A 25,164-nucleotide genomic window follows, 5' to 3' on the forward strand; every position below is an offset into this window, starting at 1 on the left:
ATGAATATTATTAACGAATCTGGAATTTTAGCTATTTCAACGCGATTACAGCGTCTAAGTGAGCAATTGCGTAAAGACGGTGCGTTATTCTATAAATCATACGGAATTGATTTTGAGCCTAAGTGGTTTCCGGTAATTTATACCTTGCATCACAAAGGAGTTTTAAGTGTTGTTGAGATTGCAAATGAAATTGGTTATACACATCCTTCAACGATTAGTCTGCTAAAAGAATTGGAAAAACAAAAACTGATTCGTTCCAAAAAAGATAAAGTAGACGAACGCAAACGACTGATAGTTTTGACGGCAAAAGGGCAGGAGCTTATCTCTCAAATGGAACCTGTTTGGGGCGTAATGACACAAATTCTCTCTGATATTGCCGACAATCAGAATAATTTGCTCAAAGCTATTGACGAAGCCGAAAACAAGATTTTACATCAGAGTTTCTTACAAAGAGCTTTACAATTAAAGAGTGAAAAGGAGAATCAATAATATTCGCTTTCTAATTTATCTGATGATCAACACGAAGTAATTCTGTGGCAGTGTAACCAAATTGCTTTTTAAAGGCATAAGAGAAATGCGATAAGTTCTCAAAACCCACTTCATAACAAACATCAATTGTTTTTTTCTTGTTTTTAGTTAATTGGTAATGTGCCAGATCAAGCCGTTTTTTGGTCAGCCATTTTTGCGGAGTGGTATTAAAATACTTCTTGAAATCTCTATTAAAAGTCGACAAACTTCTGCCTGTTAGATAACCTAATCTTTCGAGTGGCATATTGAACATAAAATTACGTTCCATAAAATTAACCAAATCAATTTTTCCCGGTTCTTCAAAATTTGCCAGGATATTATCTATTTCGCTGTCAATTGATCTGAGAATACTAATTGCTTCGGTTATTTTTAAGTCGGCGATATTCTCAGGAAGCGTTGTCATCTCAAAATACGGAATTAACGACGCAAGACAACTTTCGAGTAACGGATGATTCTTATAAGAATATATTTTTGGCTGAATATTGGGTTTTGGTTTTACATCTAGTTTTGCATAGAAATCTTTCAGTTTTTCGGTAGACAAATGCATAACGACGGTTTTATGAGGTTGCCCGTCTTTTGGATAATTTATAATCGTCGCCAGTTGATTTCTGGGAATCAGAAAAATATCTCCTTTCTTAAAAATATGGATTCCATCAGTCTGCACAATCTTAGTTTCACCCGAAATAAACCAAACCAACATGTGCTGATCAAACATAATATCAGATTTAAAAAACTTATCCTCATAACATGAAAGTTTAATATCCGGTGTTATATATTTTGCTTCGTATTCCATTTTGTGGTGATTTTTAAGGAAAAAGCAATTTTAATGCCCTTCTTGTTATACTTAATGTATAGAGGTTATGTCCAGGACCTTCTAAAAAATTCCATGAAATTATGAAATAAAATAGGACTGTTGGCAAACTAGAAACTAAAATATAGGTTTGTAAATTGAATTTTGGTTTTCCTATTTTTTCAATAAAATCGTTTTCCCAACTTTTGTAATACAATATAGAGTAAAACCCGGATAAACTGATGATAAATGCTCCAAATATTGCGATTGGGATTACTCTATTAATAACACTTAAAAATGGTATTATGATGAAGAAAAAAAGAAAAGATAATATAAATAGAATTAACCAAAAGATAAATGCTAATTTGTTTTGTTTTGGATATGTTTGTAATTTATATTCTAAGATTCTATTCTTAGTAATCTCAATTAATTTGTCAAATTCAATAGAGTTTATTTTTTGTCGCTCTAAGAACTTTTCAATTTCATAATCATCATAACCAGCATTTATTTTGTCTATAATAACTTCTATAATTCTTTTATCTTCCATTATTTTTTTATTTCGTTAATATTGTTTTAATCCCTTCTTCAACGTAAAAGCTTTTTAGATAAATTAATTTACCCATTCCTTAGATAATCAATCCAAGCTTGAGTAATAACACGAAAATGATGCAACGGAATAGATTGACTAATTATAAAAGATTCTCTATTGTTAAATGTTACAGAAAATGCAGATACATCAATAAAATCACCATTTCCTACAGTTAGATCATTATCTACTGGAAAAGGATTTCCATTTAAATAATGATCAATCAATTGAATTATTTCTGTTTCAATATTGTCCGGATCTCTGAAATAAGTAAAGAACATTTCCATTTCTCCACCTCCATAAAAAAGCTTTGAATAAGAATCATTATCTTTAACTTTGATAAAATTTATGTCATGTAAGTCTAAAATTTGAGCTATCGTCATAATATATTTAATTAAAATCAAATTGATCCGGGGTTCATAATTTTATTAGAAATCTATGAAATTGCACAAAATAGCAGACATTTGACCGATTTTTCATAGGAAGACTTTGTAGAACATGAGCGATTAATTTATAAATCCAAGTAATGATTTTAAAATTTCTTTAATATCTAAAAGAGGATAACTTTCTAAGGTTTGATCATAGTGATCTTCGAGAAATAAATCAAAAGTCATATTATTTTGAATTATCCCTGTATAGATTTGTAAGCCCATCTCTACACTCCATTCTTTATCATCAGGAGAAATTGAGTTTCCTTCAAGTGATAAATTTAATGTAGTTATAAGATCTTCTAACATTCTTTTTTGCCTTGTTAACATGTATAAATAAGGATTTAAACTCCTTAAATTTGAATTGATTATTATGTTACCATTACTTTGTTTACTAAAAGTAATTCCATACTGATTTAAAATAGTATAATTCATTTGTTTTTTTATTGAAATGAAATCTGAAAACAAAATATCAAGAAATCAGAACTTTTACCAAATTTAGTAAAATCACAATCATTCCGAAATTTAAAATAAATCAAAGAAACAATCTTTATCCAATAGAAAGTTGCCGCTTCAAAATAACGACAATTTTATTAGCATCTTTCATCTCAAAAAGACATCTTACTAGAAAACGCATTTAAAAAACATCAAATATTATTGCTGTCATTTCTTCACTAAGCAACCATAATTCCTTCGTCAAGCAAATATAATTTATGTTTAAAAGAGTGTAATTGTATAACTTTTCTCATAAATTATATAATTTTTTTTAATTTTAATTTGAGATTTTTGTTTTGTTGTAAATTAGAATATCTACCATTTTTTTTTAATCATTAAAACCCCAAAACTATGAGAACTATTAACCAAATTGCTATTGTTTTGAGCATGCTAATGACCTTATTTGGCTGCGGAAACGACAAAGATATAGATTCAAATCCAGGTACAGTTACGAATCCTGTTGAAGGAAATGCCGCTAACACAACCTATAAACCCGCATTCGCAGGGCAAACCCGTATAAATGGCGTTCAAACGAATACACCTTATGCCGGAGTTGTTCTTGCTACAACCTTATCAAGTCCTTGGGGAATAAAAAGTCTTCCGGATGGCAGATTATTAATTACCGAGAAAAATGGAACTATGCGTATTGCAACGACAGCCGGAGTTTTGAGTGCGCCTATAACTGGTATTCCTGCTGTTAATGCTGCCGGACAAGGCGGTTTATTAGGATTAACTATTGATCCGGAATTTACTGCAAATCGTATGATTTACTGGGTTTTTGCAGAAGCTACAACAGGCGGAAATAATACCGCTGTGGCCAAAGGAAAATTATCTGCTGACGAAAAAACAATCGAAGGAGCAACCGTAATTTACAGAGCTAAACCTGCCAACGCAAGTACGCTGCATTATGGCGGACGTATTCTTTTTGATAAAACGGGTTCGCTTGTAATAAGTACTGGAGAACGTTCTGTGTTAGAAACAAGACCATTGGCACAATCTGTTGCAACAGGTTTGGGAAAAGTAATCAGAATAACAAAAGACGGGCAGCCAGCAACTGGAAATCCTACTTTTACGCAAACCGGAGCTTTACCTGAATTGTACAGTTATGGTCATAGAAATCCACAAGGTTTGGCACTTAATCCCGTAACAAATGAAATCTGGCTGGCAGAGCACGGACCAAGAGGAGGAGACGAAATCAACCGCATCAAACCAGGCGCAAATTACGGATGGCCAACAATTACATACGGAATCGAATATAGCGGAGAAAAAGTTGGTGCAGGAATTCAGCAGCAAGATGGTTTAGAACAACCTGTTTATTACTGGGATCCGGTAGTTTCGCCAAGCGGAATGACTTTTTATACCGGTAATCGTGTTCCTGAATGGCAAAATAATCTTTTCATAGGCGCTTTGAGCGGAATGCATATCGTGCGTCTTGCCATAAAAGACAATAAAGTAATTGGTGAAGAAAGACTTCTGGCTTCAGAAAATCAACGTTTCAGAGATGTAACACAAGGAAACGACGGAGCTTTATACGCTGTTACAGATGGTGGAAGATTATATAAAATCGACAAAAAATAAAAATCAATTTCAACATATGTTCTTTTCCTATAAAAGAATGCAAAAAATGGCGCTAAACAGCGCCATTTTTTTGTTAGGCAAAAAACGTTAACTATATTTGATACAGCTTAAAATTAAATAATTGAAGAATAAAATTGCAACATACTCGCTCGCACATCATAAGAGTTTGTTTACCGATATTAACAATAATAAAGATTATTTTTATGTTCAGGCAAAAGATCATCCCTATATCAGCGAACCGTATCGGGCAGAAAGTTATGCTATAGAATTTCTAAGAAAGGGGAGCATTGTTATGCAAACCAGACTAAAAAAAGTTGTAGTGCATGCACCGGCCATAATCACATTAGGACCTTCGGTGATTAGAAGTTTTACAAAAGACGGCGACGAAATTTTAATCGATATTATCTTTTTTAAACCACAATTTTTTCTTCATAATCAGGCCAATGTTTTCTTTCTGTCCCAATATGAATTTTTCGATAATAGCGAAATGCACGTTTTTAATCTCGAGAAAAAAAACAAATTAAAGTTTGAGCAAATCTTTTCGTTGCTAAGACAATCGCTCGACAATAATTCGAATCATCAGCCTTCGATTCTTAGAGGTTATCTTTATATTCTAATTTACGAACTCGATTTCATAAAACAAACAATCTTAACCGAAACGACCCAAAATTCTTTGTTTGAAAAGTTCAAAGAAATACTTTTTAAAGATTTCTTACACCAAAGATCCGTTCAGTATTATGCTGATGCGCTCAACGTTACCAGAAAATATTTATCAGAAGTCATCAAAAATAATAGCGGCAAAACAGCAAGCGATTGGATAGAAGATATTGTAGTCCTCGAAGCCAAAGTATTACTTCAAAACAAAGATCTGACCATCAACCAAATTAGCGATATACTAAACTTCCCGAATCAATCGACTTTTGGTAGATTTTTCAAAAAAGCAACAGAAATTTCGCCACTCGAATATCGCAGAAAAAATATTTAGACTATTTATAATACTTTGGGCGAGCCACCATCCTGACAAGAGGGCAATTTAGTTTGCGCATATACGCCCTCTTGCCAGGATGCTGTCGGGCTATACGCTCCGTCGCGGCGGATAGCTTCTATCCCTCTCGCGAGCGAACGGAATCTATATTTGGGGCTTAATTTGTCATTTCGTGAAACGAGAAATCACACTTGAAACTCCGCAAAGAGAATAAAAATCTTTGTCGATATACGCGTATGATTTCTCGTTTTGCGAAATGACAAATCAAACGAAAACACCCTTGTAAAAAAATAGCTTCGGACTTTTTGAACAAATTAAAAGACTTTTAGCTCTTTTTTCATCCATCAAATCATCTCAACTTTGCACTATAATAAAAACATAAAACATGTCAAAAGCAGCAAAATTCGTAGTGAAAATAAATGATAATATCATTTGGATGGAAGAGAAAGCCCTTAAGTTTTATTCTGATTTATTTGGATCATCGAAAGAAATAGGAGAGAAGTACACAACGGAAAATCTTTCACGCCAAAAGTTTTTCAAAATTCAAAATGATTTTTCGGTCGAAATGTTGATGGTTTACGAAAACGAAAATCCTTTGTCATTTATGAAGTTAAATTCCTCCCGACTTTCCAATCAAAATCTAGGAGCCAATAAAGCGATTGGAGTAGCTGATATCGTTTACTTTAATCCGGATGATTTAATCGTACTTTTTAAACGTGCGGAAGAAGTTGCCTTGCAAAGAAAACACGATTTGATTTGGGCAAAAGCTTTTGAAATTGATGCAGTTTTAATCCAAACTTTAAAATCTTTAGGATATCAGGAATTCAGTTATAAAAATGAAGATAATCAGGAAAATCCAAACCAACTTTACTTTAAAAAAGCAGTTTAGTTATTAGTTGTTTCCTATAAAATCTAATTGGCTTTTATCATATGCTTGCCCTTATATCTTCTGATGTATCAGAAATAATACTTCTGGTATTTCCATTTATTATTATGGTTCTTACTTTGTTTGAAGTTTTATTGTAAATGTCAATATAATATTCGGGTCGATTAATATTCGATAATCCTTGAGGAAATCTAATAACTGACAATCCTTCTCTATCTTTATTGAGGTCAATTTTTAATTTTTTATTTACAAATAATATAAGATCATTTACTGTAAAGTTCTCAAAACCTTTATCATAATTCTTTTTTTTGATAAGATTACCGGTCTTATCATATCTTTTTTCAACACCGATATCCATGCTTTTAAATCGTAGATTTTCACTTTTAAGAATAAGTGTTTTTTTATAATAATATGAAATTTTTTGAAAATTTTGACCAACAGGTTTTACTCTTAATATATAGTCTAATTCTGTTTCTGTTAACGTAAAAAGAGTGTCATTAATGATTTTTTTATATTTCCCTTTTGCCTTAAATTCCTTTATTATTTTTGTTTCTAATTTTTTAGGAGTAGCATTTTGTTTCTTTTCTTGTCCTGTAAAATGCATTGGAAAAAGACAAATGCCTATTAATATTATTATTAACTTTTTCATATTTGTATCCATTATGATTGACTTCGTATGACGAAGGTTAATTTACATATTTTATGCTATATCACCTAAAAATAAGTTCCGTTGGCTAAATAAACTGCGGTCACATAGAAAACAAGAAATGTTGCTAAAGAATATAAAACTCCAATCCATGCAATTTTTCTATTTTGTTCTTTATAAATGTTTTCATAAAAAGAGACGATTCTTATGTAGTTTTCGTTCTTTAAAAAGTAATGATTGCAGATAAAATACCAAATAAGAAAAACTGATCCAATCAGTAATTTTAGAATGATATTATACGGGAATAAACTAAAATAGCCTTTTGGAAAAATATATCTTGTTAAAAAAAAGATCATTAAGGAATGGGTTGACAATAAAACAGAAAAAAATATCGACGCCAAATTCTCATCTTTTTCTCCCACTCTTTTTATTGATGCAAACATCCTATATAAACAATAAAACAAAAAATCAAATATTCTCATTTTCAAAATAATTTATTACAATTTTAGATCTAACTAATCAAAGATCGTTTATTTGCATATTGATAAAAAACAATTAATCTCCCCATTTTTTTCATTTCCGTCCATTTTTCTGGTGTAATATCAAATCCTTGGGTAGTATCGGAACCCCTATGATATTTGGTAGATTTCATTTTGTCATAGTTTGTTTCATCGATTTTCGTAACATCTATAAAAAAAGATCCTTTTTTGAATTCTGGAATTTCTAAATAAAAACGTATGCGTTCTTTTCTATCAAATTTTGCAACATAAATTACCATTTTGTCTACGTCTCTTATTTTGTGCGTGTAAACAGAATCTTTTAAATATACTTTTCTTCCTTTCCATGTTTCATCGCCGGCATCCGTAATATTTTTATAAATGTTAAATTTAAAATATGCAATACCTAAACTATCCTTAATATAATGTGGGTCTATAAAAAAACAATCATTAAGATCAAAACTTGGAGATAAACTGCATGTTAATTCATCATTTCCTTTTAGAGCTATTTTTATTCCTGTTTCAGAATTACACTCAGGAATAGGCTGAGCATTTAGCGAATAAAAAGAAAGAAGTAAGATGGTAAATAATATTATTTTTTTCATGCTTAAAATAGATTATTGGCTATAGGAGTAATTCTTTTTCCAAAACAGAACTTTTCCCAAATTTAATAAAATCAAAATCATTCCAAGATTTAAAATAAACAATGAAACAATTTATATTCAATAGTGAGTTGCCATCCAAAACAACGACAACTCACTATTTAACATTTTACATCTCACAAATGACATTTTACAAATGACATTTTACAAAAGACATTTCAAATTAAAGAACATCAAAAATTATTCCCGTCATTTCTTCACTAAGTAACCATAATCTTTTGGCATTGTCTTCGTCAAGCGAATATAATTTCACTCCGGGAGTTACGGAAGGTTCGGTTGAAATCGAAGCAACTTCAACATCTTCACAATAAACGCCTCCAATATTCTCAAGAAGCGGACTTGTAGCGCACCAAACCGTTGTAGCAGCGCCTTGCGGAATAGTTTTTAAATTGGCCAAGATTTTCGGTAAAATATTTCCATCGGCATCGCATAATCCCATTTTCTGGAATAACTCTAATGAAGCTTCTCTCGCCAATTCGGTACCATTAATAGAACCAGGATGTAGAGAATAAGATCTCACACCAAATTCCTGACCGCGATTGTCTAATTCTAAAGCAAATAAATTACAAGCCGTTTTTGATTGTCCGTAAGCTTCTAAAGTTTCGTATTCTTTGTATAAAAAATTAGGATCATTAAAATCAAAAGTACCAAATTGATGTCCTTGCGATGAAACACTAATTACTCTGGCAGATTTGGCTTTTTTGAGCGCTGACCATAATCTCGCCGTAAGCTGAAATTGTGCCAAATAATTGGTTGCCAATTGCGATTCGATTCCGCGATTGTCTCGACGATACGGAACCCACATAATTCCGGCATTATTAATCAATAAATGCAAAGGTCTTTGCGACGAAAGGAATTTTTGTGCAAAAGCATCTATAGAATCAGGATTCATTAAATCCATAATTTCCAATTCTACATTTGGGATTCTGTCTAAATTTTTCCTTGCTTTCTCTATATCTCTCGCAGGAACGATTACTGTTGCGCCGGCGTTGGCAAGAGTTTTTACGGTTTCTAATCCAATTCCGGTATTTCCGCCGGTTACAATCGCAATTTTTCCCGTAAGGTCAATTCCTTTAATAACTTCGTTTGTGGTTGATTTTGCATTAAATCCGGAACCAATTGGTTTCTGGAAAGTTCCCTGATAATTGTTTGTTTTCATTTTGTGTATTTTTTTATCTAATTGTTATAAGACAAAATTAAAGGGAAGCTAAAAGATGGAGTTTGTTCAGAATGTCATTTTACTTTGTTTAAAATGTCATTTTGTTTTTGGAGGTTTTAAGTCGAGATTTTGCAAGATGAAATTAATTAAGAGGTAGAGCAATGTCATTAAGTTAAGACAAAATCCGATGGAATAAGTTATTAAGGACAATATCACGTCAGGTTATTTGTTTATTAGAAAATAAATCAATTTCATTAAGATAGATATTCATATTTGTTTTTTGTTCCATCGGAACATCTCATCGGTAGTCAAATAAATACGACATTTTGTACGTTCCGTAGGAACGTTTGATTTTATACATACAGATAGAGACACAATTTGTCAAACGTCCTTACAGGACGATATTTCTCACGATCTATTTTTTTTCTACCAATGTGATATTCCGATGGAACAAATTGTTGTTGACAATATCTTATCATGTTGTTTTGCATAAATCTGACATACATAATAACAATGATCTCCAATGAATAAATTTTGTAAAATATCATTCAAAAAGTTTACTATTTGTAAATAAGTAGAAGATTTCAAAACTGAATTGTTACCGAATGTTTACTTCGAAATCGTTTACTTTTTTGTTCAAAAGAGTCTTCTAAATAGATTGTTTGCCCCGTATTTAAAGGAGTTTTTATATCATTTTCAATTGATTAACGATTTTTGTTTTTACAAATCCTTAACAAAGAAGCCTCTTAAATTTGCTTTTCTTTAACAATTACATAATTTTCATTTATTTACTATTTATAAAAATCATTGTTTATTTGCTTTAATAAATTTAATATTTGTAAACAAATTAACCATGAAAACAATTTACAAGGCAATTTTTATTTTTTCGGTTGCACTTTTTGCGCAGAACATGACGGCGCAAAAAGCTACAATAAGCGGAACCGTTACCGACTCACAATCTCCATTGCCGGGAGCAACTATTATATTATCTAATAATCAAAAAGCAACAACTGATTTCAGTGGTTATTTTACAATTCAGGATGTTAGATCTGGTAGTTTAGAATTACAAATCGCATATATAGGATATGAAACAAAAAATATAAAGATTGAAGTAAAAGACAATCAACAAGTTCGTTTAGGAATCATTCGTTTAGAAACCAATTCAAAAGAATTAAGCGAAGTTGTGGTAAGCGGAATGAGCCAAAGAAATAGTGAAGCAAGAGCGCTGAACATGCAAAAGAAATCAATGAGCATTGTAAATGTAATTGCTGCTGACGGAATAGGAAAACTTCCGGATCGTAATGCTGCCGAAACCGTTCAGCGTATGCCGGGAGTTTCAATCGAAAGAGATCAGGGCGAGGGACGTTTCGTTTCGGTGAGAGGTTTACCACCATTTTGGTCATCGACTACAATCAACGGAAACAGAATCCCAACTGCCGAAGAAGAAACCACTTCGAGAGCCACGGCATTTGACTTTTTTCCGTCAGATCTTATTGCTTATGTTGAAGCTACAAAAGCGCTTACGCCAGATATGGATGGTGATGCAATTGGTGGTAGCGTGAATTTTACAACGCAGACTGCTCCAACAAAAAGAACGATTAAAGCAAGTATTTTTAGCGGATACAATCAAAAATCAGATAAAGGAATTTACAGCGGATCAATTACTATTGGTGACAAAAGTAAAAACGGAAAATTTGGATACATTATTAATGGTACATATTGGGACAGAAACTGGGCAACAGATAATTACGAAGCCAGAAGAAATGGTGATCAGGGAGTTTACAGATTAGAATTAAGAGATTATACGGGAGTTAGAAAAACAACGGGTTTAAACGGTGCAATGGAATTTAATCCTTCTTCGAGAGATAAAATTTTCCTGAAAGCAACTTACGGCGGACTTTCGGATACTGAAACGCATTACAAACACAGAATCAGATTTGACAAATTCAACAGTACTACAAATGCTTTAACAGTTGAACAACAGGATATTCACAACGAATTGATGACACAATTTATTGGTATTGATTTGGGGGGAAAACATCAATTGGCAAACGGAAATTTAGATTGGAGTCTGGCTTCATACAGAAATCAGTTTAAATACGGAAACATTCCGAATGCAGAAGACAACAGTTATTTTTTAATCCAGTTTAACCAAACCGGAGTTGGCGTTAAACCGGAATATTTAAACACGGTTCCTGTTGCAAATGGCGGAGCTGGCGGACCAAGAGCATATTGGGCTGCTGATGGCGGAATGCTTGACCCTAATAACCCGAAATCAATATTTGATTTTTATTCAGATCCAAATTTCAAAACAGATCCAACAAAAATGAAGTTTTCTACATTGGAACTTTATAAAATAAGCATTGTAGAAAGAGACAATATTATTGCAGCGGTAAACTATGAGCACAATTTTAATGAAAGTCTAAAAATGAAGTTTGGCGCAAAATTGACAGACAAAGATCGTATTGCGACTTTTAGAGACGAATATTACAATTGGGTAGGTTCTCCAACGCCTTATTTATCAAATTACGGTTCAGATTTAATCAATCAGCCGGGCGGAACTGATTATATGAGAAGAGAAACCGGAACGAATATAGGAAACACTTTTGGGCCTGTTTTATCCGGAAACGGAATGAATAATTTATTCAATACATCTCAGGCAAATTTAGTTTTGAATCCCGTAGATTCTCAAATTCCTGAATTAGGAAAAGGTTTAGGAAGAAACTTTAATGTTGGCGAAACTACATCATCTGCCTATGCGATGGCAACCTATTCAATAACAGATAAATGGACCGTTTTAGGAGGGGTTAGAGTAACCAATACAATCACACAAGTTACGGGTAAAACGGTAGAAAACAATGTAGTTATTGATGCGGAAAACACAAAAACATATACATCAGTATTGCCAATGTTGCATATTAAATATACTCCTGTTGAGAATTTAAACCTTCGCTTTGCTACAACCAGAACATTTGCAAGACCAAACTTTGGTGACATTTCTCCAGCCGGATCATTGAACACGATTGATGGCGAATATGCAGGTGGAAACCCGAATTTGAATCCAACATATTCCTGGAATTTTGATTTATTAGGAGAATATTTTCTGGATGAAGTAGGAGTAATCAACGCTGGAGTTTTCTACAAATCGATTACAGATCCAATTTTTGATGACACTTATCAAGGTACCATAAACGGAATTCCGAATATCGAAATCAGTTCACCAACAAATGGCGGAAATGCATGGATTGGCGGAGTAGAATTTGGAATCACAAAAAGATTCAGCTTCTTACCGGGATTCCTTAAATATTTTGGAACACAGATCAATGCAACTTTCATGAATTCTGAAATGACTTTGGGGCAAAACACCAATAATCCAAACGGAAGAAAAGTATCAACTCCTTATCAGGCAAAAGAATTATACAACTTACAATTGTTTTATGAGACAGGTAAACTTAACGTGAGAGCAGCATTTAACCATAAAGGAGCTTATGCAATAAGTTTTGACGCCAATGCCAAGAATACAGACATGAATGATATTTATTACGGTAAATACAACTCACTTGATTTCTCGGCTTCTTATAAAGTAGGTGATCATTTTACAATCTTCAGTGATTTAAATAATGTTTTGAATGAGCCTTTGATGTATCATTTTGGAGAAACTCCAAATAGACCAAAACAGGTAGAATATTACGGAGCAAAATTCAATCTTGGTTTAAAATATAATTTATAGACAACTATAAGTTAACTCGTTGGATGTTGGGAGATTTTATTTTTACAGTTTATTTTTTTTGAATCAACTACATCCAGCGAGTTTCTAAAAAACTATAGAGAAACACACATTAAAACTTTACAACCATCTATTACCTTAAATATTTAAGAACTAATGTCTAAAAAAGCATCTAATTTCAGGTTTATATTAAAAACATCCATTGCGGCATTTGGTACTTATTTTTGTATGTATGCTTTCCGTAAACCCTTTACGGTAGCCACATTTGACCATATGGCTTTCTGGGGAATTGACTATAAAATCTTGTTGATTCTGGCTCAGGTTTTAGGATATACACTTTCTAAATTTTTAGGAATTAAAATAATATCGGAGCTAAAATCGGCTAAGAGAATTTTATATTTAATCAGTTTTATAGCCATTTCAGAATTGGCTTTACTAGGATTTGCATTAGTTCCGGCGCCTTACAATATTTTGTTTTTATTCATAAACGGATTGCCTTTAGGAATGATCTGGGGAATCGTTTTCTCTTATATCGAAGGAAGAAAAACCACCGAATTATTAGGCGTTATTCTCTGTTCGAGTTTTATAGTTTCCTCCGGAGCGGCAAAATCTGTGGGAATATTTGTCTTGACGGTTTTGGGATGCAATGAGTTTTGGATGCCTTTTGTTTCGGGATTAATTTTTATAATTCCGTTAATTGTATTTTCATTGTTTTTGGAGAAAATCCCAAATCCTGATAGCGAAGATTTAGCTTTAAGGTCAAAACGAAAACCACTGAGCAAAAAAGAACGCGCATCCTTATTTCAGCAATTTGCATTTCCGTTAACGGCAATAATTATATTCTACGCCATGCTAACGGCAATGAGAGAATTCAGGGATAATTTTGCCAGAGAATTGTGGGATACTTTGGGATATAAAGAAAGTATTTCGATTTATATGTATTCAGAAATTCCAATTGCGATCTCGGTTCTTGTTATTCTAGGATTTTTAGGAAGCATGAAAAACAACTACAAAGCCTTCAAAAATTATCATTTAGTCTTGTTTTTAGGTTCATTACTTGTAGGTGTAACAACGTTCATGTTTCAAAAGCATTTAATGTCACCACTTCCGTGGATGATAATCTCAGGATTTGGAATGTATGTTTGTTATATTCCGTTTAACGGTTTGTTTTTTGACCGAATGATTGCGACTTATAAAATAGACGGAAACACAGGATTTTTAATCTACATAGCTGATGCTTTTGGATATTTAGGAAGCGTTTTGGTTTTGTTTTTCAAAAACTTTGGAGACAAGAATATTTCCCTATTAAGCTTTTTTACCACTTGTATTTATCTGTTATCCTTTGTTGGGATAATCACCACGATAATGTCTTTTAATTATTTTAAAAGGAAATTCAAAAAAACATCAAAAATTACTACAACGCCATTGTACACTTGAAATAAAGAAAAGGAATAGAATAAAATAAAAAATAAATATGACTATCCACGACGAATACCAAGCCAAAATAATATAAAAAAAGTTTGCCACGAATTTCTCAAATTAACCCGAATTATTTTAATTGTACAGATTAAAAATCTGCATAAATCGGTGCAATTTATAGCTGGTTTTTTAAGTATTTTCAAAATAAAAATTAGAGAAAATTAGAGAAATTCGTGGCAAAAAAAACAAATTTGGTACTCTTTGCGGATTGTCATAAAAACACAAATTACACAAAACACAAACACATGAAAGAGAAATATGATTTATTAATCGTTGGGTCAGGAGTTTTAGGTACATTTCATGCCTATCACGCTTTACAAAAAGGATTGTCAGTTGCCATTTTAGAAAAAAACAGCAAACCCGAAGGTGCAACAGTTAGAAATTTTGGACAGGTTGTACCATCAGGAATGGACAGAAAATGGCAAAACTTCGGAAAAGAAAGTTTAAATATTTACAAAGATATCCAGTCGCAGTTTGATATTAGTATTCGTCAAAACGGAACGGTTTATTTGGCTTCAAACGAAGAAGAAATGCAATTGATTGAAGAGTTGCACCAAATAAATATCTCGAATGATTACGAATCAAATTTGCTGACAAAAGAACAATGTCTGGCAAAATACGCCGGATTACGCTCTGATTATTGTACAGGAGGATTGTTTTTTCCGCAAGAAGTTACGGTTGAACCTTCGACTATGATTCATAAGTTACATCAATATATGACCGCCAATTTAGGTGTTGATTTATTTATGAATACAACTGTTTTAAATACTGAAAACAGAAATGAGGAAGTAGTAGCAACAACTTCAGCCGGACTAGAATACAAAGCTTCGAAAATGATTATTTGCAACGGAAGCGATTTCAAAATACTATATCCGGAGATTTATAATAATAGCGATTTAGTTGTTTCTAAACTTCAGATGTTACAAACAAAACCTCAAAATAATTACAAATTAGACGGTTCTATTCTAACGGGTTTAACCATTAGAAGATATGAATCTTTTGAAGAATGCAAATCGTATGCAGCAATTAAAGCCAAAGAAAATCCGGATAGTTTTGAGAAAAAATACGGTGTTCATATCTTATTCAAACAGGCTTTGGATGGATCTGTAATTCTTGGAGATTCACACGAATACGCGCCTGCAAAAGATATAGATTCTCTGGGATTTGATTTGAATATGGATATCGATAATTTCATGATTGAAGAAGCCAAAAAGATAATCGATTTGCCAACCTACGAAATACAGAACAGATGGTTCGGAATGTATTCGCAATGTAAAAACAAAGATATTTTTGAACATACAATTGGCGAAAACATTCATATCATAACGGGAATTGGAGGTAAAGGAATGACCGGAAGCGCAGGATTTGCAAAACATAATATCGATAAAATTTTTAATGCTTAAGCTAAAAAAATATTGAACCATTAAGAGATTAAGAAAAATTAAGTGCTACTTCTTAATATAACTTAATCTCTTAATGGTAAAAAAACAAATACACACAAAATGAAAATCAATGAAATTGAAATGGTCGTTTTTGATATGGCCGGAACAACCATAAACGAACAAAATATAGTTTATAAATCTTTACATAAATCCATCAATAAATTCGGAATAGATGTTTCTCTTGAATTAGTGCTTTCCTTGGGAGCAGGCAAAGAAAAACATCAGGCGATAAAAGATATTTTGAAACACATCAATATTACAGATTCCAATAAATCTCAGGAGATATTCGAATATTTCAAAGAAACATTAGACGAGGAATATCTTATGGCTAAAGTTTTACCAATAGAAGGAATTGAAAATGTACTTCAAAACCTGAAAAAAGACGGTGTAAAAGTAGTTTTAAATACAGGCTACAGTAGTCATGTTGCCAACACTTTATTGGAAAAATTAGAGTGGAAAAAAGACAATCAATACGATGCTTTAATCACAGCTGATGATGTAGAATTGGGACGTCCGTTTCCGGATATGATCCACAAAGCAATGCAATTATTCGGAATCAAAGACGCTTCAAAAGTATTGAAAGCAGGAGACTCTGCAATTGATATTGAAGAAGGAAAAAATGCTCAATGTGGTATTACAGTTGGCGTTCTTTCAGGAGCGCAAACAAGGTCCCAACTTGAAGAGGCAAAACCAGATTATATTCTGGATTCACTTGCATCATTATATAGTATTGAGAATTAATTTTTTTTCGCCACGAATTTCACGAATCAACACGAATTAATTAGTGAAAATTAGTGCAATTCGTGGCTAACATTTTTAATCTACGTTAAAGTTAAGCACATAATAATAGACTAATTAGTTAAAATAAAATCCCTGCAGGAAATAGTTTTAAACAAGTAAATAAATAGTAATCAATAAAACAATTCAACCCAATGAAAAAGATTTTTAGATTAAGTTACATTACAATTCTTGCAAGTGTACTTTTAGTCACTTCCTGTACCAATGAACCAACGCTTGCGAGTGATGAGAATTCAGCGAATGCAAAAACTATTTTAAACACTGGTAAAGTTGCCGCAAGCGGAACTAAAAAACTGCTTATTATAGGTATCGACGGCTGTCGCGGAGATGCTTTAATGGGAGCCAATACGCCAAATGTTCACGGATTACTTCCTAATTCGGTTTACAGTTTAGATGCTTTAACCGAAGCGCCAACATGGAGCGGAAACGGCTGGTCGACAATGCTTAGCGGTGTAACGCATTTAAAACACGGCGTTACAGACAATTCTTTTTCAAGTCCAAATTTTGGAACTTATCCAAGTTTTTTAAAACGTCTTGAAACGTATAATACGGCTTTAAGAACAATGTCAATCGTGCATTGGGCGCCAATCAATACTTATATTGTAGATGGTATTGATGTGGAGAAAACTTTAACGACAGATTTAGCCGTTAAAAATGAAGTAGTTGCTGCATTGACAAACGACAATCCGGATGCTTTATTTTTGCATTTTGACGATGTAGATCACGCAGGTCACAGTTATGGATTTTCGTTGAATGTACCACAATACAAATCTTCAATCGAAACTACAGACGGTTATATTGGTGAAATCTTAACGGCTTTAAAAAACAGACCTAATTATGCCAACGAGGATTGGTTGGTGATTGTGGCGCCGGATCATGGCGGAATCGTAACTGGCTCTACAGGTTCTCACGGAGGTTCATCTTATGAGGAAAGAAATATTTTTACAATCTTCAATAATAAGAATTTCACTTCGACTAAAATCGAAAAACCGGTTGATCCTACAACATCGATTACAGGTAAATTTGCCAATTTTAATTCGAATAGTATTTATGCTTCGACAACTAATGCACTTTACAATTTTGGAAGTTCAAGTTTTACAGTAGAATGCAGAATAAAAACTTCTGGTTATTCAAGTGATCCATCAATAGTTTCTAATAAAAATTGGGTAAGTGGTAAAAATCGCGGATTTGTGATTTGTGCCAATACCGGAGGAACCTGGAAAGTAAATATTGGTGATACACAAAATCGCGTAGATATTTCGGGAGGTACAATCAATGACGGAAAATGGCATCATTTAACTATGGTCGTTGATCGTACTGCGAAGTTGGTTAAAACCTATCAAGACGGTGCTTTTGTTGGCCAAGCAGCAATTGTGAGCTCTTTTGGTAGTTTAACTTCGGGATTGCCATTTGCTGTTGGACAAGACGGAACTTTGACGTATGGCGCCAATGTAAACGGAAATATTGCTGAAGTTCGTGTTTGGAATAAAGCACTATCTGAAACTTCAATTTTCAATTATACCTGTTCATCGGTTACAAGTTCTCATCCTGATTACGCAAATCTTATTGGATATTGGAAAGGAGATAATGGTTTAGGAAACAGTTTTACAGATTCAAGCGCACAGCAAATCGCTCTTGCTTTTCCTAACACACCAACATGGACTACAAGTACAACAACTTTAAAATGCGGAACCGCAACCGGAGTAGTTCCTAAAATGGTAGATATCGCATATTCTTCACTGCAATGGTTTGGCGTACCAATCAATTCTGGTTGGTCGCTGGACGGTCGCTCTTGGCTTCCTGCAGGAAATTAAAACGTTTGTGTTTTTTGTTTTTAAAAGGTTATCTCCATTTTTGGAGGTAGCCTTTTTATTGTTTAACCGCAAAGTGCGCCAAGGTTAAATTTTGTATTACGCACAGAAAACACATCCCGAAGCTTCGGGACGCAAAGCTAGATCAAGACAAAGCTTTGCGACCTTTGCGTTTGTCAACACATTTAGAGTAAAAAAAACTTTGCGCACTTTGCGGTTAAAAATTATGCAGTAAAATAAATTAACTATTACTTTCAGAATAGAAGTAAAGTACCAGCATCACACAATTTTCTGTGGTTCTGTTTTCTGGTACGTGCGGATGTCTTCCGTTGAAACATAAAGAATCGCCTTCGTTTACGATAACTTCAACATCATCAATAATATAAGTTACGCTTCCTTTAATGATAAATTTGAATTCCCAAGCATCTGTAATCACCTTTTCGCGTTTACAATTAGGCTCAACGTCAAGAATTACGGCTTCAAAACCTATAGAATTGATGCTTTTACTGAAGATATGATAGTAATTAAAACCGGTTGTTTCGGCTTTGTCTTCTTTTTCTATTTTTTGGTAATCTTCTTTTTTAATATGGATGTATTTGGCATTTTTGGTGTTTTCAACGCCTTCAAAAAAGTAACTTACATCAGTATTTAAAGATTGTATCAGTTCGATTAAAACTGGTAAGGATGGAATAGTTCTTCCGTTTTCTATTCTGGAAATCAAACCATTACTAACGCCCGCCATATTGGCAACTTCGTGAATGGTCAGTGAATTTTTCTTTCTAATTTCTTTTAATCTTTTTCCGATACCAATTAAAAAATCTTCCATAATAAAAACTTCGGTTTAAATGGTAAATATATACAATTAGCATTGAAATTTTTTAAGATATTGAAAGAAGAAAAATTTAATAGTTAATTCACTTTTACACTTCGTCCTTTGACTTTTTTAATGAGATGAAGCGAGTCTCTGATTAAAGCTTTTATTTCTATTGAAGGTAATATTTTGCGGGCTTCGTACATATTTTGTCTGATGCCGTCGATATTCATTTTTGCGGTGAGTAAATCAGTTTCGAAAGCTTTCAGGATGTGGTTTTCTATATTTAATTTTTTTTTATAATAATGGATTGCATTATGAAGATCTTCGATTTGTCCTGTGAAATCTAAGATCGCTTTTTTGGAAATAGCTCTGCTATAATAAATGGAAAACTCTAGTGGATTCATTTCTATTGCTTTGTCAAAATCTTCAATTGCGTTGTAATGATAATCTAGTTTTTGAAGACAATTACCTCTGACTATGTATACTCCATTATCAAATCCTAAATTGATGGCGCTGTCCAGATACAATAATGCGTCCTGAAATTTATTGGACAAATAGAGTTGCTTTCCTTTCTCTAAATGAGCAAAACCTTCATCCGATTTTGATTTTGAAAATCGTCGTTTTAAGCCTTCTAGTATTGAATTGAAAAACCATTTCATATTTTCTCGATTTTGATTGATCAGATAAATTGGAACATAAATGATTCATTAGAAGTGGGGACATTAAAATTAGGTTAATTTTTTGAAAAACAATTCATTATATTTTTGTTTTAATTTGAGAATTTTGTGTTTTAAACTCAATTTTAAAAACTTTTTCAATGTTTTAGCGGTATTCGGAGGCATCTGTTTTTTTGTTATTTAAATTAAACTGAAAAGAATATTTTATGATTATAAAAATTGCTTTACAGAAATCCGTAAAAAGAATACAAATTACCCGAATTAGTATTATTTGCAATACTCCTTCTAACCAGACCTTTGTATCATTAATTTAAGATATGAAAAAATGAACAAAACAATTTTAATTACAGGTGCAAGCAGTGGTATTGGAAAAGAAACTGCAAAATTATTTCAGGCAAAAGGATGGAATGTTATCGCAACGATGCGTACTCCGGAAAACGAAACAGAATTAACAAAATTAGAAAATGTATTGGTTACGAAATTAGATGTATTAGATGTAGCATCTATCGAAAAAGCGGTAAAAGAAGGTATCGCAAAATTTGGAAAAATAGATGTATTATTAAACAATGCAGGGTATGGCGCTTATGGTACTTTAGAATCATTTTCGAGAGAGAAAATTATTCGTCAGTTTGATACCAATGTAATCGGACTTTTGGATGTTACCAAGACAATATTGCCCCACTTTCGTGGAAATAAAAGCGGTACAATCATAAACATTTCGTCGATTGGCGGAAAAATGACTTTCCCTTTAGGCTCTTTGTATCACGGAACTAAATTTGCTGTTGAAGGTATTTCGGAATCCTTGGTTTATGAGATGGAACAATTTGGAGGAAAAGTAAAAATCGTTGAGCCAGGCGCTATTGCAACTGATTTTGCAGGACGTTCTTTTGATTATAACAATGACGAAACTCTTGTTGAGTATCAAAATTTAGTTGGGAAAGTTATGGCAGCTTTACCTGCATTATTTGACACCGCTTCGCCGGCAAGTGTCGTTGCCAATGTAATTTATGAAGCAGCAACAGATGGTACAAATAAACTGAGATATTCTGCAGGAGAAGACGCAAAAGCAATTATTGAAAACCGCAAACAATTGGACGATGAAACATTTATTGACGGAATGAAAACACAATTCGGATTATAATTCAATACTTTGTGATTAAATTAAAACGATGAGAATCATTACGTTGATTCTGATTCTCATCGTTTTATTAAAATGGATATATTTACAGTAACAATTAATTTTATGAGCGCATTTATACATTTACAAACGATCTCAGATTTGTTTAAGTTTTTTGAACTTGAACATTCAATTCAGCATCCATTGATTGCGGTGATCGATTTTAGTCAGGTAAATGAACATATTAACGAAGACACTAAAATTTCTTTGGATTTTTACGCTTTGATATTCAAAAACTACAATAGAAACAACATTAAATACGGACGAAAAATTGTCGATTTTCAAGACGGAAGTTTAATTTGTCTGGCTCCAAACCAAGTGGTTGAAATGGATAATGATATCGAAGTTTCGCCTGCGATGGAAGGTTGGGGCGTGTTTTTTCATCCGGATTTAATCAGGGCAACTTCATTAAACGATAAATTAAAAGAGTATAGTTTTTTCTCTTATGAAATAAAAGAAGCGCTTCATTTATCCGAAAAAGAAAAACAAATTCTCTACGATTGTATTCTTAAGATCGAAGGAGAATTAAAAGAAAACATCGACATACACAGTCAGGATATTATTGTTTCGACCATTGAATTACTTTTAAATTATTGTTCCCGTTTTTACGGAAGACAATTTATTACCCGAAAAAACTCTAATAACTCGGTAGTAATTCAGATAGAAAAAATTCTGAATGAGTATTTTAATGAAAAGAATATTAAAGAAAAAGGACTGCCAACAGTAAAATATTTGGCTGAACAAGTATTTCTTTCATCAGGATATTTAAGTGATTTACTCAAAAAGGAAACCGGCAAAAATGCTCAGGACCACATCCATTTTTATTTAATAGAAGAAGCCAAAAATATTTTAATGAACACAGACAAATCTGTTGGAGAAATAGCGTATTCACTAGGATTTGAATATCCACAATACTTTAATAAACTTTTCAAGCAGAAGACGGGAAAAACTCCTGTAGAATTTAGAAATTTGAATTGATACATAAACCACACTTTTTTGAGATAACAGAAAGATTTAAAAGCATTTTTTTTAGAATTCTAAGGTATAATATGTTTTAAATCAATTTAGTTTAGAAGATTTCGTTTTTATAGAAAGCCTAATTGTTTTGCTTTGTTTAATAATTCGATATCTCCTCCTTTTTCTAATAATAAATGGCTCTTTATATAAGCTTTTCGTTTTTCTATGGAGCTCAATGATAGTGGTATATGGTTTGGAATATCAACCATTTTAACACCTTGAGAAAGTAAAATTAAAATCTGGCTGTCGTATTCGCCCCAATATAAATTTTTTTGAATCAATTTCTTTTGAGATTTTATTATTTCATCGCTATATACAATTCCCTCTGATAGGATTTTTTTGCAGATAGCAGGAAATGATTCGAAATTAATTTCACTTTTAGAAACAAACCCATCAGGTTGTATTTCTTTAATAATTCGATTTACGATAAAAGCTTCGGTATGCATAGTTAAAAGTAAAATTTTGCATAATGGATGGTTTTTTCGAACTAAAAGAGCCAAGTCAATACCACTAGAGATATTTTGTTCAGGAAAAGGTGGTAAATTAACGTCAAGTATTGCAAAATCAATTTTTTGATCTTGTTTTTTAAGTAATATTGTTTCTTTATAGGCAGTTTCACAATTATAACTTTTGATAAAAAACGGTTCAATGATATTGAAATACTCGTCCGATAGCAAGTTGACATAACTATCTACTGTCATTGGATGATCGTCAACAATCAGAATATTATATGCCATTTAGAAAAAATTTATGTAAAAGTAATTAATGCTCTTTAGAAATTTTTGAAAAGAAAGGTTTTCTAAACATTTTTTTTGATTTAAAAGGAATTCATTCAAATTTTAATAAAGTAATATTATTTGCTCTTTCTGTGATCCATATTATTACAGAAGTGTTAATATTCTGCTTTAATTTATATATTTGAATCAAACTAACGAGTAGCAATTTTGAAATTTAGATTTAAATTTTTTCTTCCGATAATTTTTTCACTTATGATAATTTCTTTCGTATTATGGAGGAAAAAACAAGCTGTAAGTAAAACCACGGATGTTATTCGTTTTGATCAAGAGCACTTTAATAAAATTCCGGGTTCTCAAAAGGAAAAATACTTAGATTCAATTGTAATTATACTTAAGAATCAAAAAAATGAATCTATTGTTAGGGAACTGTACTTAAAAACGGGGGAAGAATATTATTATTTGAATAATATAGTAAAGTCGTATTCGTCTAGTTTAATTGCTTTGCGATTATCTAATCAAGAAAAGGATAGTTCCAGAATTGCCAAATCCTTTTATTATATTGGAGATTGTTATGAAGTCTCACAAAAGGACAGTGCATATTACTATTATCTGCAAGCTCAAAAGATTTACACACAACTTCAGGATTATAAAAAATTGGGACGTATACATTTTAACAAGGCTTACATTTTGTTTTATGATGGCAGGTTTGTAGAGTGCGAAGTAGAGCTGACAAAAGCTTTGAAATATTTAAAAGATTCTAACAATACAAAGCTTTTGTACACAGTCAATAATTTGATGGGTAATTGTTTAGAGAAACTTTTTATGTATGATCAGGCGTTAAAATATCATCAATTGGGATTGAGGAATTTGCAAGTTTTAAAGAATGAAAATATGGACACAGATGAAGTTAATAATTATAATGCATCGTCTGTAATAAATATTTGTAACTTATATGACATTAAAGGCGATTATTCACATTCAATTAAAGAATTAAGTAAGTTGCTAACAAAAGATTTAAGGCGTAAATGGCCATATGTATATGCCAGTGTTCTATCAAATTTAGCTTATTCTAAAATGAAGAATAAAGAATATAAAAATGTGGAATCCATGTATTTTGAATCTTTAAAAATCATAGATAGCCTTGGCGTCCGTAGTAGTGTTGCTTATAAAAAATTTCATTTAGGAGAGCTTTATTTAGCTCAAAAAGACACTTTAAAAGCTGTAAAAATTTTAAAAGAAGGTTATAAGATTGGAGTTGAAACAAGAAGCATAACCGAAATTTTAAGTATTCTAAAGTTACTTTCGAAAATTGATAATAAAAGGAAATTGTTTTTTGCAAATCAATACATAGAAATCAGCGATAGCATTAATAGCCTGCAAAGCAGAACTAGTAATAAATATGCGAGAATAGAATATGAAACAACAAATGTAGAGAATGAGAATAAAGTTTTAACCAAGAAGAACTTTTATATTTTAATTTTTTCTTTTGGTCTCTTTTTGATTTTGTCTGCAATTTTTGTTTTCAATTATTTAAAATATAAAAATAAAGAGTTAAAGTTTGTAAAACAACAGCAAAGTGACAGCGATGAAATTTATCAATTGTTAAGTGAACAACAGGAAAAAATAAACAATGCCAAAGAGGAAGAGAAGAATAAAATAGCTAAAGAATTACATGATGGCATTATGAACAGGGTTTATGGAGTAAGAATGAATCTTGGTTTTTTTAATTCTAAAGTAGACGAGAAAACAATTGAAAAAAGAAAAGAGTATATTTTTGAATTAGAAAATATTGAAAATGAAATAAGATCAATTTCTCATGATTTAAGTCGGGATTCGTTTTTAGAAAATAGTGATTTTAATACTTTAATATCAGATTTAATCAAAGATCAAAAAGAGTTAAGTGCTACAGTATTTAATTATATTATTGATAAAGAATTTGATTGGGAAAGTATTGCCAATATTTATAAAATAAATTTTTACCGTATAATTCAGGAAGCGCTTTTAAATATTCATAAGTATTCTGATGCTGAAAAAGTTGATGTGAAAATTCAATTAATTGATAATCATATTTTAAAATTATCGATTATTGACGATGGTATTGGGTTCGATGTTCAGTCAACAAAAAAAGGAATTGGTCTTCGTAATATTAAAGAAAGAGCCAACTCCCTAAATGGTAATTTTGAAATAAAATCCAAGATTGGTGAGGGAACAGAAATTACAGTGACATTTACTATTTAAAAATTAA

Annotated in this window: 22 protein-coding genes; 12 read left to right on the forward strand and 10 right to left on the reverse strand. The window is 32.0% G+C overall.

Going from position 1 to position 25,164, the window contains the following annotated elements; all coding sequences use genetic code 11:
* Window positions 1–489 carry a MarR family winged helix-turn-helix transcriptional regulator gene (locus CHB81_RS09605; RefSeq protein ID WP_089351686.1) on the forward strand — a complete coding sequence of 163 codons (489 nt, stop codon included), beginning with the start codon at window positions 1–3 and terminating at the stop codon, window positions 487–489.
* A gap of 10 nt (window positions 490–499) precedes the next feature.
* On the opposite strand, the gene CHB81_RS09610 is transcribed toward CHB81_RS09605, so the two are convergent.
* The 4 genes from CHB81_RS09610 to CHB81_RS09625 form a co-directional block, all read right to left on the reverse strand.
* Window positions 500–1,321, reverse strand: coding sequence for a helix-turn-helix domain-containing protein (locus CHB81_RS09610; protein ID WP_089351687.1), 822 nt, complete (start codon window positions 1,319–1,321; stop codon window positions 500–502).
* A gap of 13 nt (window positions 1,322–1,334) precedes the next feature.
* Window positions 1,335–1,865, reverse strand: coding sequence for a hypothetical protein (locus CHB81_RS09615; RefSeq protein ID WP_089351688.1), 531 nt, complete (start codon window positions 1,863–1,865; stop codon window positions 1,335–1,337).
* 68 nt (window positions 1,866–1,933) lie between these two features.
* A complete protein-coding gene (locus tag CHB81_RS09620) occupies window positions 1,934–2,287 on the reverse strand; it encodes a hypothetical protein (protein ID WP_089351689.1) in 354 nt (117 codons plus the stop codon).
* 123 nt (window positions 2,288–2,410) lie between these two features.
* A complete protein-coding gene (locus CHB81_RS09625; RefSeq protein WP_089351690.1) occupies window positions 2,411–2,767 on the reverse strand; it encodes a hypothetical protein in 357 nt (118 codons plus the stop codon).
* A gap of 411 nt (window positions 2,768–3,178) precedes the next feature.
* Here CHB81_RS09625 and CHB81_RS09630 point away from each other — a divergent pair, with 411 nt between their 5' ends.
* The 3 genes from CHB81_RS09630 (at window position 3,179) to CHB81_RS09640 (ending at window position 6,279) form a co-directional block, all read left to right on the forward strand.
* Entirely contained in the window at window positions 3,179–4,405 is a 1,227-nt protein-coding gene (locus CHB81_RS09630; protein WP_089351691.1) for a PQQ-dependent sugar dehydrogenase, read from the forward strand.
* A 121-nt stretch (window positions 4,406–4,526) separates the two neighbouring features.
* Window positions 4,527–5,390, forward strand: a complete 864-nt coding sequence (locus tag CHB81_RS09635) for a helix-turn-helix domain-containing protein (protein ID WP_141130384.1) — start codon at window positions 4,527–4,529, stop codon at window positions 5,388–5,390.
* 385 nt (window positions 5,391–5,775) lie between these two features.
* Window positions 5,776–6,279 carry a hypothetical protein gene (locus CHB81_RS09640; protein ID WP_089351693.1) on the forward strand — a complete coding sequence of 168 codons (504 nt, stop codon included), beginning with the start codon at window positions 5,776–5,778 and terminating at the stop codon, window positions 6,277–6,279.
* 37 nt (window positions 6,280–6,316) lie between these two features.
* Here CHB81_RS09640 and CHB81_RS09645 read toward each other — a convergent pair whose 3' ends face one another.
* The 3 genes from CHB81_RS09645 to CHB81_RS09660 all read right to left on the reverse strand — a co-directional run bounded on the left by CHB81_RS09645 (window position 6,317) and on the right by CHB81_RS09660 (window position 9,240).
* Window positions 6,317–6,925, reverse strand: coding sequence for a hypothetical protein (locus tag CHB81_RS09645; protein WP_141130385.1), 609 nt, complete (start codon window positions 6,923–6,925; stop codon window positions 6,317–6,319).
* 508 nt (window positions 6,926–7,433) lie between these two features.
* Entirely contained in the window at window positions 7,434–8,024 is a 591-nt protein-coding gene (locus CHB81_RS09655) for a hypothetical protein (RefSeq protein WP_089351696.1), read from the reverse strand.
* Window positions 8,025–8,244: 220 nt separating this feature from the next.
* The gene (locus CHB81_RS09660; protein WP_089351697.1) at window positions 8,245–9,240 is read right to left on the reverse strand and encodes an SDR family NAD(P)-dependent oxidoreductase; all 996 of its coding nucleotides are present in this window, start codon (window positions 9,238–9,240) and stop codon (window positions 8,245–8,247) included.
* A gap of 853 nt (window positions 9,241–10,093) precedes the next feature.
* Here CHB81_RS09660 and CHB81_RS09665 point away from each other — a divergent pair.
* The 5 genes from CHB81_RS09665 to CHB81_RS09685 all read left to right on the forward strand — a co-directional run bounded on the left by CHB81_RS09665 (window position 10,094) and on the right by CHB81_RS09685 (window position 18,500).
* Window positions 10,094–12,970, forward strand: coding sequence for a TonB-dependent receptor (locus tag CHB81_RS09665; RefSeq protein WP_089351698.1), 2,877 nt, complete (start codon window positions 10,094–10,096; stop codon window positions 12,968–12,970).
* 153 nt (window positions 12,971–13,123) lie between these two features.
* On the forward strand, window positions 13,124–14,404 hold the full coding sequence (locus CHB81_RS09670; RefSeq protein ID WP_176427511.1) for a DUF5690 family protein: 1,281 nt from the start codon (window positions 13,124–13,126) through the stop codon (window positions 14,402–14,404).
* A 287-nt stretch (window positions 14,405–14,691) separates the two neighbouring features.
* The gene (locus tag CHB81_RS09675) at window positions 14,692–15,849 is read left to right on the forward strand and encodes a TIGR03364 family FAD-dependent oxidoreductase (RefSeq protein WP_089351823.1); all 1,158 of its coding nucleotides are present in this window, start codon (window positions 14,692–14,694) and stop codon (window positions 15,847–15,849) included.
* 99 nt (window positions 15,850–15,948) lie between these two features.
* A complete protein-coding gene (locus tag CHB81_RS09680; RefSeq protein ID WP_089351699.1) occupies window positions 15,949–16,629 on the forward strand; it encodes a phosphonatase-like hydrolase in 681 nt (226 codons plus the stop codon).
* 191 nt (window positions 16,630–16,820) lie between these two features.
* Window positions 16,821–18,500 carry a DUF4983 domain-containing protein gene (locus CHB81_RS09685; protein ID WP_089351700.1) on the forward strand — a complete coding sequence of 560 codons (1,680 nt, stop codon included), beginning with the start codon at window positions 16,821–16,823 and terminating at the stop codon, window positions 18,498–18,500.
* 238 nt (window positions 18,501–18,738) lie between these two features.
* On the opposite strand, the gene CHB81_RS09690 is transcribed toward CHB81_RS09685, so the two are convergent.
* Window positions 18,739–19,323: a helix-turn-helix domain-containing protein gene (locus CHB81_RS09690; protein ID WP_089351701.1), complete on the reverse strand. Its 585-nt coding sequence runs from the start codon at window positions 19,321–19,323 to the stop codon at window positions 18,739–18,741.
* Between the two features lie 83 nt (window positions 19,324–19,406).
* A complete protein-coding gene (locus tag CHB81_RS09695; RefSeq protein WP_089351702.1) occupies window positions 19,407–19,970 on the reverse strand; it encodes a hypothetical protein in 564 nt (187 codons plus the stop codon).
* Between the two features lie 343 nt (window positions 19,971–20,313).
* On the opposite strand from CHB81_RS09695, the gene CHB81_RS09700 reads away from it, so the two are divergent.
* Window positions 20,314–21,129 carry an SDR family oxidoreductase gene (locus tag CHB81_RS09700; protein WP_089351703.1) on the forward strand — a complete coding sequence of 272 codons (816 nt, stop codon included), beginning with the start codon at window positions 20,314–20,316 and terminating at the stop codon, window positions 21,127–21,129.
* A gap of 102 nt (window positions 21,130–21,231) precedes the next feature.
* Entirely contained in the window at window positions 21,232–22,143 is a 912-nt protein-coding gene (locus tag CHB81_RS09705; RefSeq protein ID WP_089351704.1) for an AraC family transcriptional regulator, read from the forward strand.
* Window positions 22,144–22,250: 107 nt separating this feature from the next.
* Here the strand turns inward: CHB81_RS09705 and CHB81_RS09710 are convergent, their stop codons facing one another.
* Window positions 22,251–22,919 (reverse strand): response regulator, encoded by a 669-nt coding sequence (locus tag CHB81_RS09710; protein WP_089351705.1) that lies wholly within the window; start codon window positions 22,917–22,919, stop codon window positions 22,251–22,253.
* A gap of 252 nt (window positions 22,920–23,171) precedes the next feature.
* Here CHB81_RS09710 and CHB81_RS09715 point away from each other — a divergent pair, with 252 nt between their 5' ends.
* Window positions 23,172–25,157 carry an ATP-binding protein gene (locus CHB81_RS09715; protein WP_089351706.1) on the forward strand — a complete coding sequence of 662 codons (1,986 nt, stop codon included), beginning with the start codon at window positions 23,172–23,174 and terminating at the stop codon, window positions 25,155–25,157.
* Window positions 25,158–25,164: the final 7 nt, after the last annotated feature.

Origin of the sequence: Flavobacterium sp. ov086 (genome assembly GCF_900187965.1) — a bacterium.
Taxonomy (GTDB): domain Bacteria; phylum Bacteroidota; class Bacteroidia; order Flavobacteriales; family Flavobacteriaceae; genus Flavobacterium.

Bases quoted from the DNA above. Each gene is read 5' to 3' on its own strand.
- CHB81_RS09605 (WP_089351686.1), top strand. From the start codon at position 1: ATGAATATTATTAACGAATCTGGAATTTTAGCTATTTCAACGCGATTA.
- CHB81_RS09610 (WP_089351687.1), bottom strand. From the start codon at position 1,321: ATGGAATACGAAGCAAAATATATAACACCGGATATTAAACTTTCATGT.
- CHB81_RS09615 (WP_089351688.1), bottom strand. From the start codon at position 1,865: ATGGAAGATAAAAGAATTATAGAAGTTATTATAGACAAAATAAATGCT.
- CHB81_RS09620 (WP_089351689.1), bottom strand. From the start codon at position 2,287: ATGACGATAGCTCAAATTTTAGACTTACATGACATAAATTTTATCAAA.
- CHB81_RS09625 (WP_089351690.1), bottom strand. From the start codon at position 2,767: ATGAATTATACTATTTTAAATCAGTATGGAATTACTTTTAGTAAACAA.
- CHB81_RS09630 (WP_089351691.1), top strand. From the start codon at position 3,179: ATGAGAACTATTAACCAAATTGCTATTGTTTTGAGCATGCTAATGACC.
- CHB81_RS09640 (WP_089351693.1), top strand. From the start codon at position 5,776: ATGTCAAAAGCAGCAAAATTCGTAGTGAAAATAAATGATAATATCATT.
- CHB81_RS09645 (WP_141130385.1), bottom strand. From the start codon at position 6,925: ATGAAAAAGTTAATAATAATATTAATAGGCATTTGTCTTTTTCCAATG.
- CHB81_RS09655 (WP_089351696.1), bottom strand. From the start codon at position 8,024: ATGAAAAAAATAATATTATTTACCATCTTACTTCTTTCTTTTTATTCG.
- CHB81_RS09660 (WP_089351697.1), bottom strand. From the start codon at position 9,240: ATGAAAACAAACAATTATCAGGGAACTTTCCAGAAACCAATTGGTTCC.
- CHB81_RS09665 (WP_089351698.1), top strand. From the start codon at position 10,094: ATGAAAACAATTTACAAGGCAATTTTTATTTTTTCGGTTGCACTTTTT.
- CHB81_RS09670 (WP_176427511.1), top strand. From the start codon at position 13,124: ATGTCTAAAAAAGCATCTAATTTCAGGTTTATATTAAAAACATCCATT.
- CHB81_RS09675 (WP_089351823.1), top strand. From the start codon at position 14,692: ATGAAAGAGAAATATGATTTATTAATCGTTGGGTCAGGAGTTTTAGGT.
- CHB81_RS09680 (WP_089351699.1), top strand. From the start codon at position 15,949: ATGAAAATCAATGAAATTGAAATGGTCGTTTTTGATATGGCCGGAACA.
- CHB81_RS09685 (WP_089351700.1), top strand. From the start codon at position 16,821: ATGAAAAAGATTTTTAGATTAAGTTACATTACAATTCTTGCAAGTGTA.
- CHB81_RS09690 (WP_089351701.1), bottom strand. From the start codon at position 19,323: ATGGAAGATTTTTTAATTGGTATCGGAAAAAGATTAAAAGAAATTAGA.
- CHB81_RS09695 (WP_089351702.1), bottom strand. From the start codon at position 19,970: ATGAAATGGTTTTTCAATTCAATACTAGAAGGCTTAAAACGACGATTT.
- CHB81_RS09700 (WP_089351703.1), top strand. From the start codon at position 20,314: ATGAACAAAACAATTTTAATTACAGGTGCAAGCAGTGGTATTGGAAAA.
- CHB81_RS09705 (WP_089351704.1), top strand. From the start codon at position 21,232: ATGAGCGCATTTATACATTTACAAACGATCTCAGATTTGTTTAAGTTT.
- CHB81_RS09710 (WP_089351705.1), bottom strand. From the start codon at position 22,919: ATGGCATATAATATTCTGATTGTTGACGATCATCCAATGACAGTAGAT.
- CHB81_RS09715 (WP_089351706.1), top strand. From the start codon at position 23,172: ATGATAATTTCTTTCGTATTATGGAGGAAAAAACAAGCTGTAAGTAAA.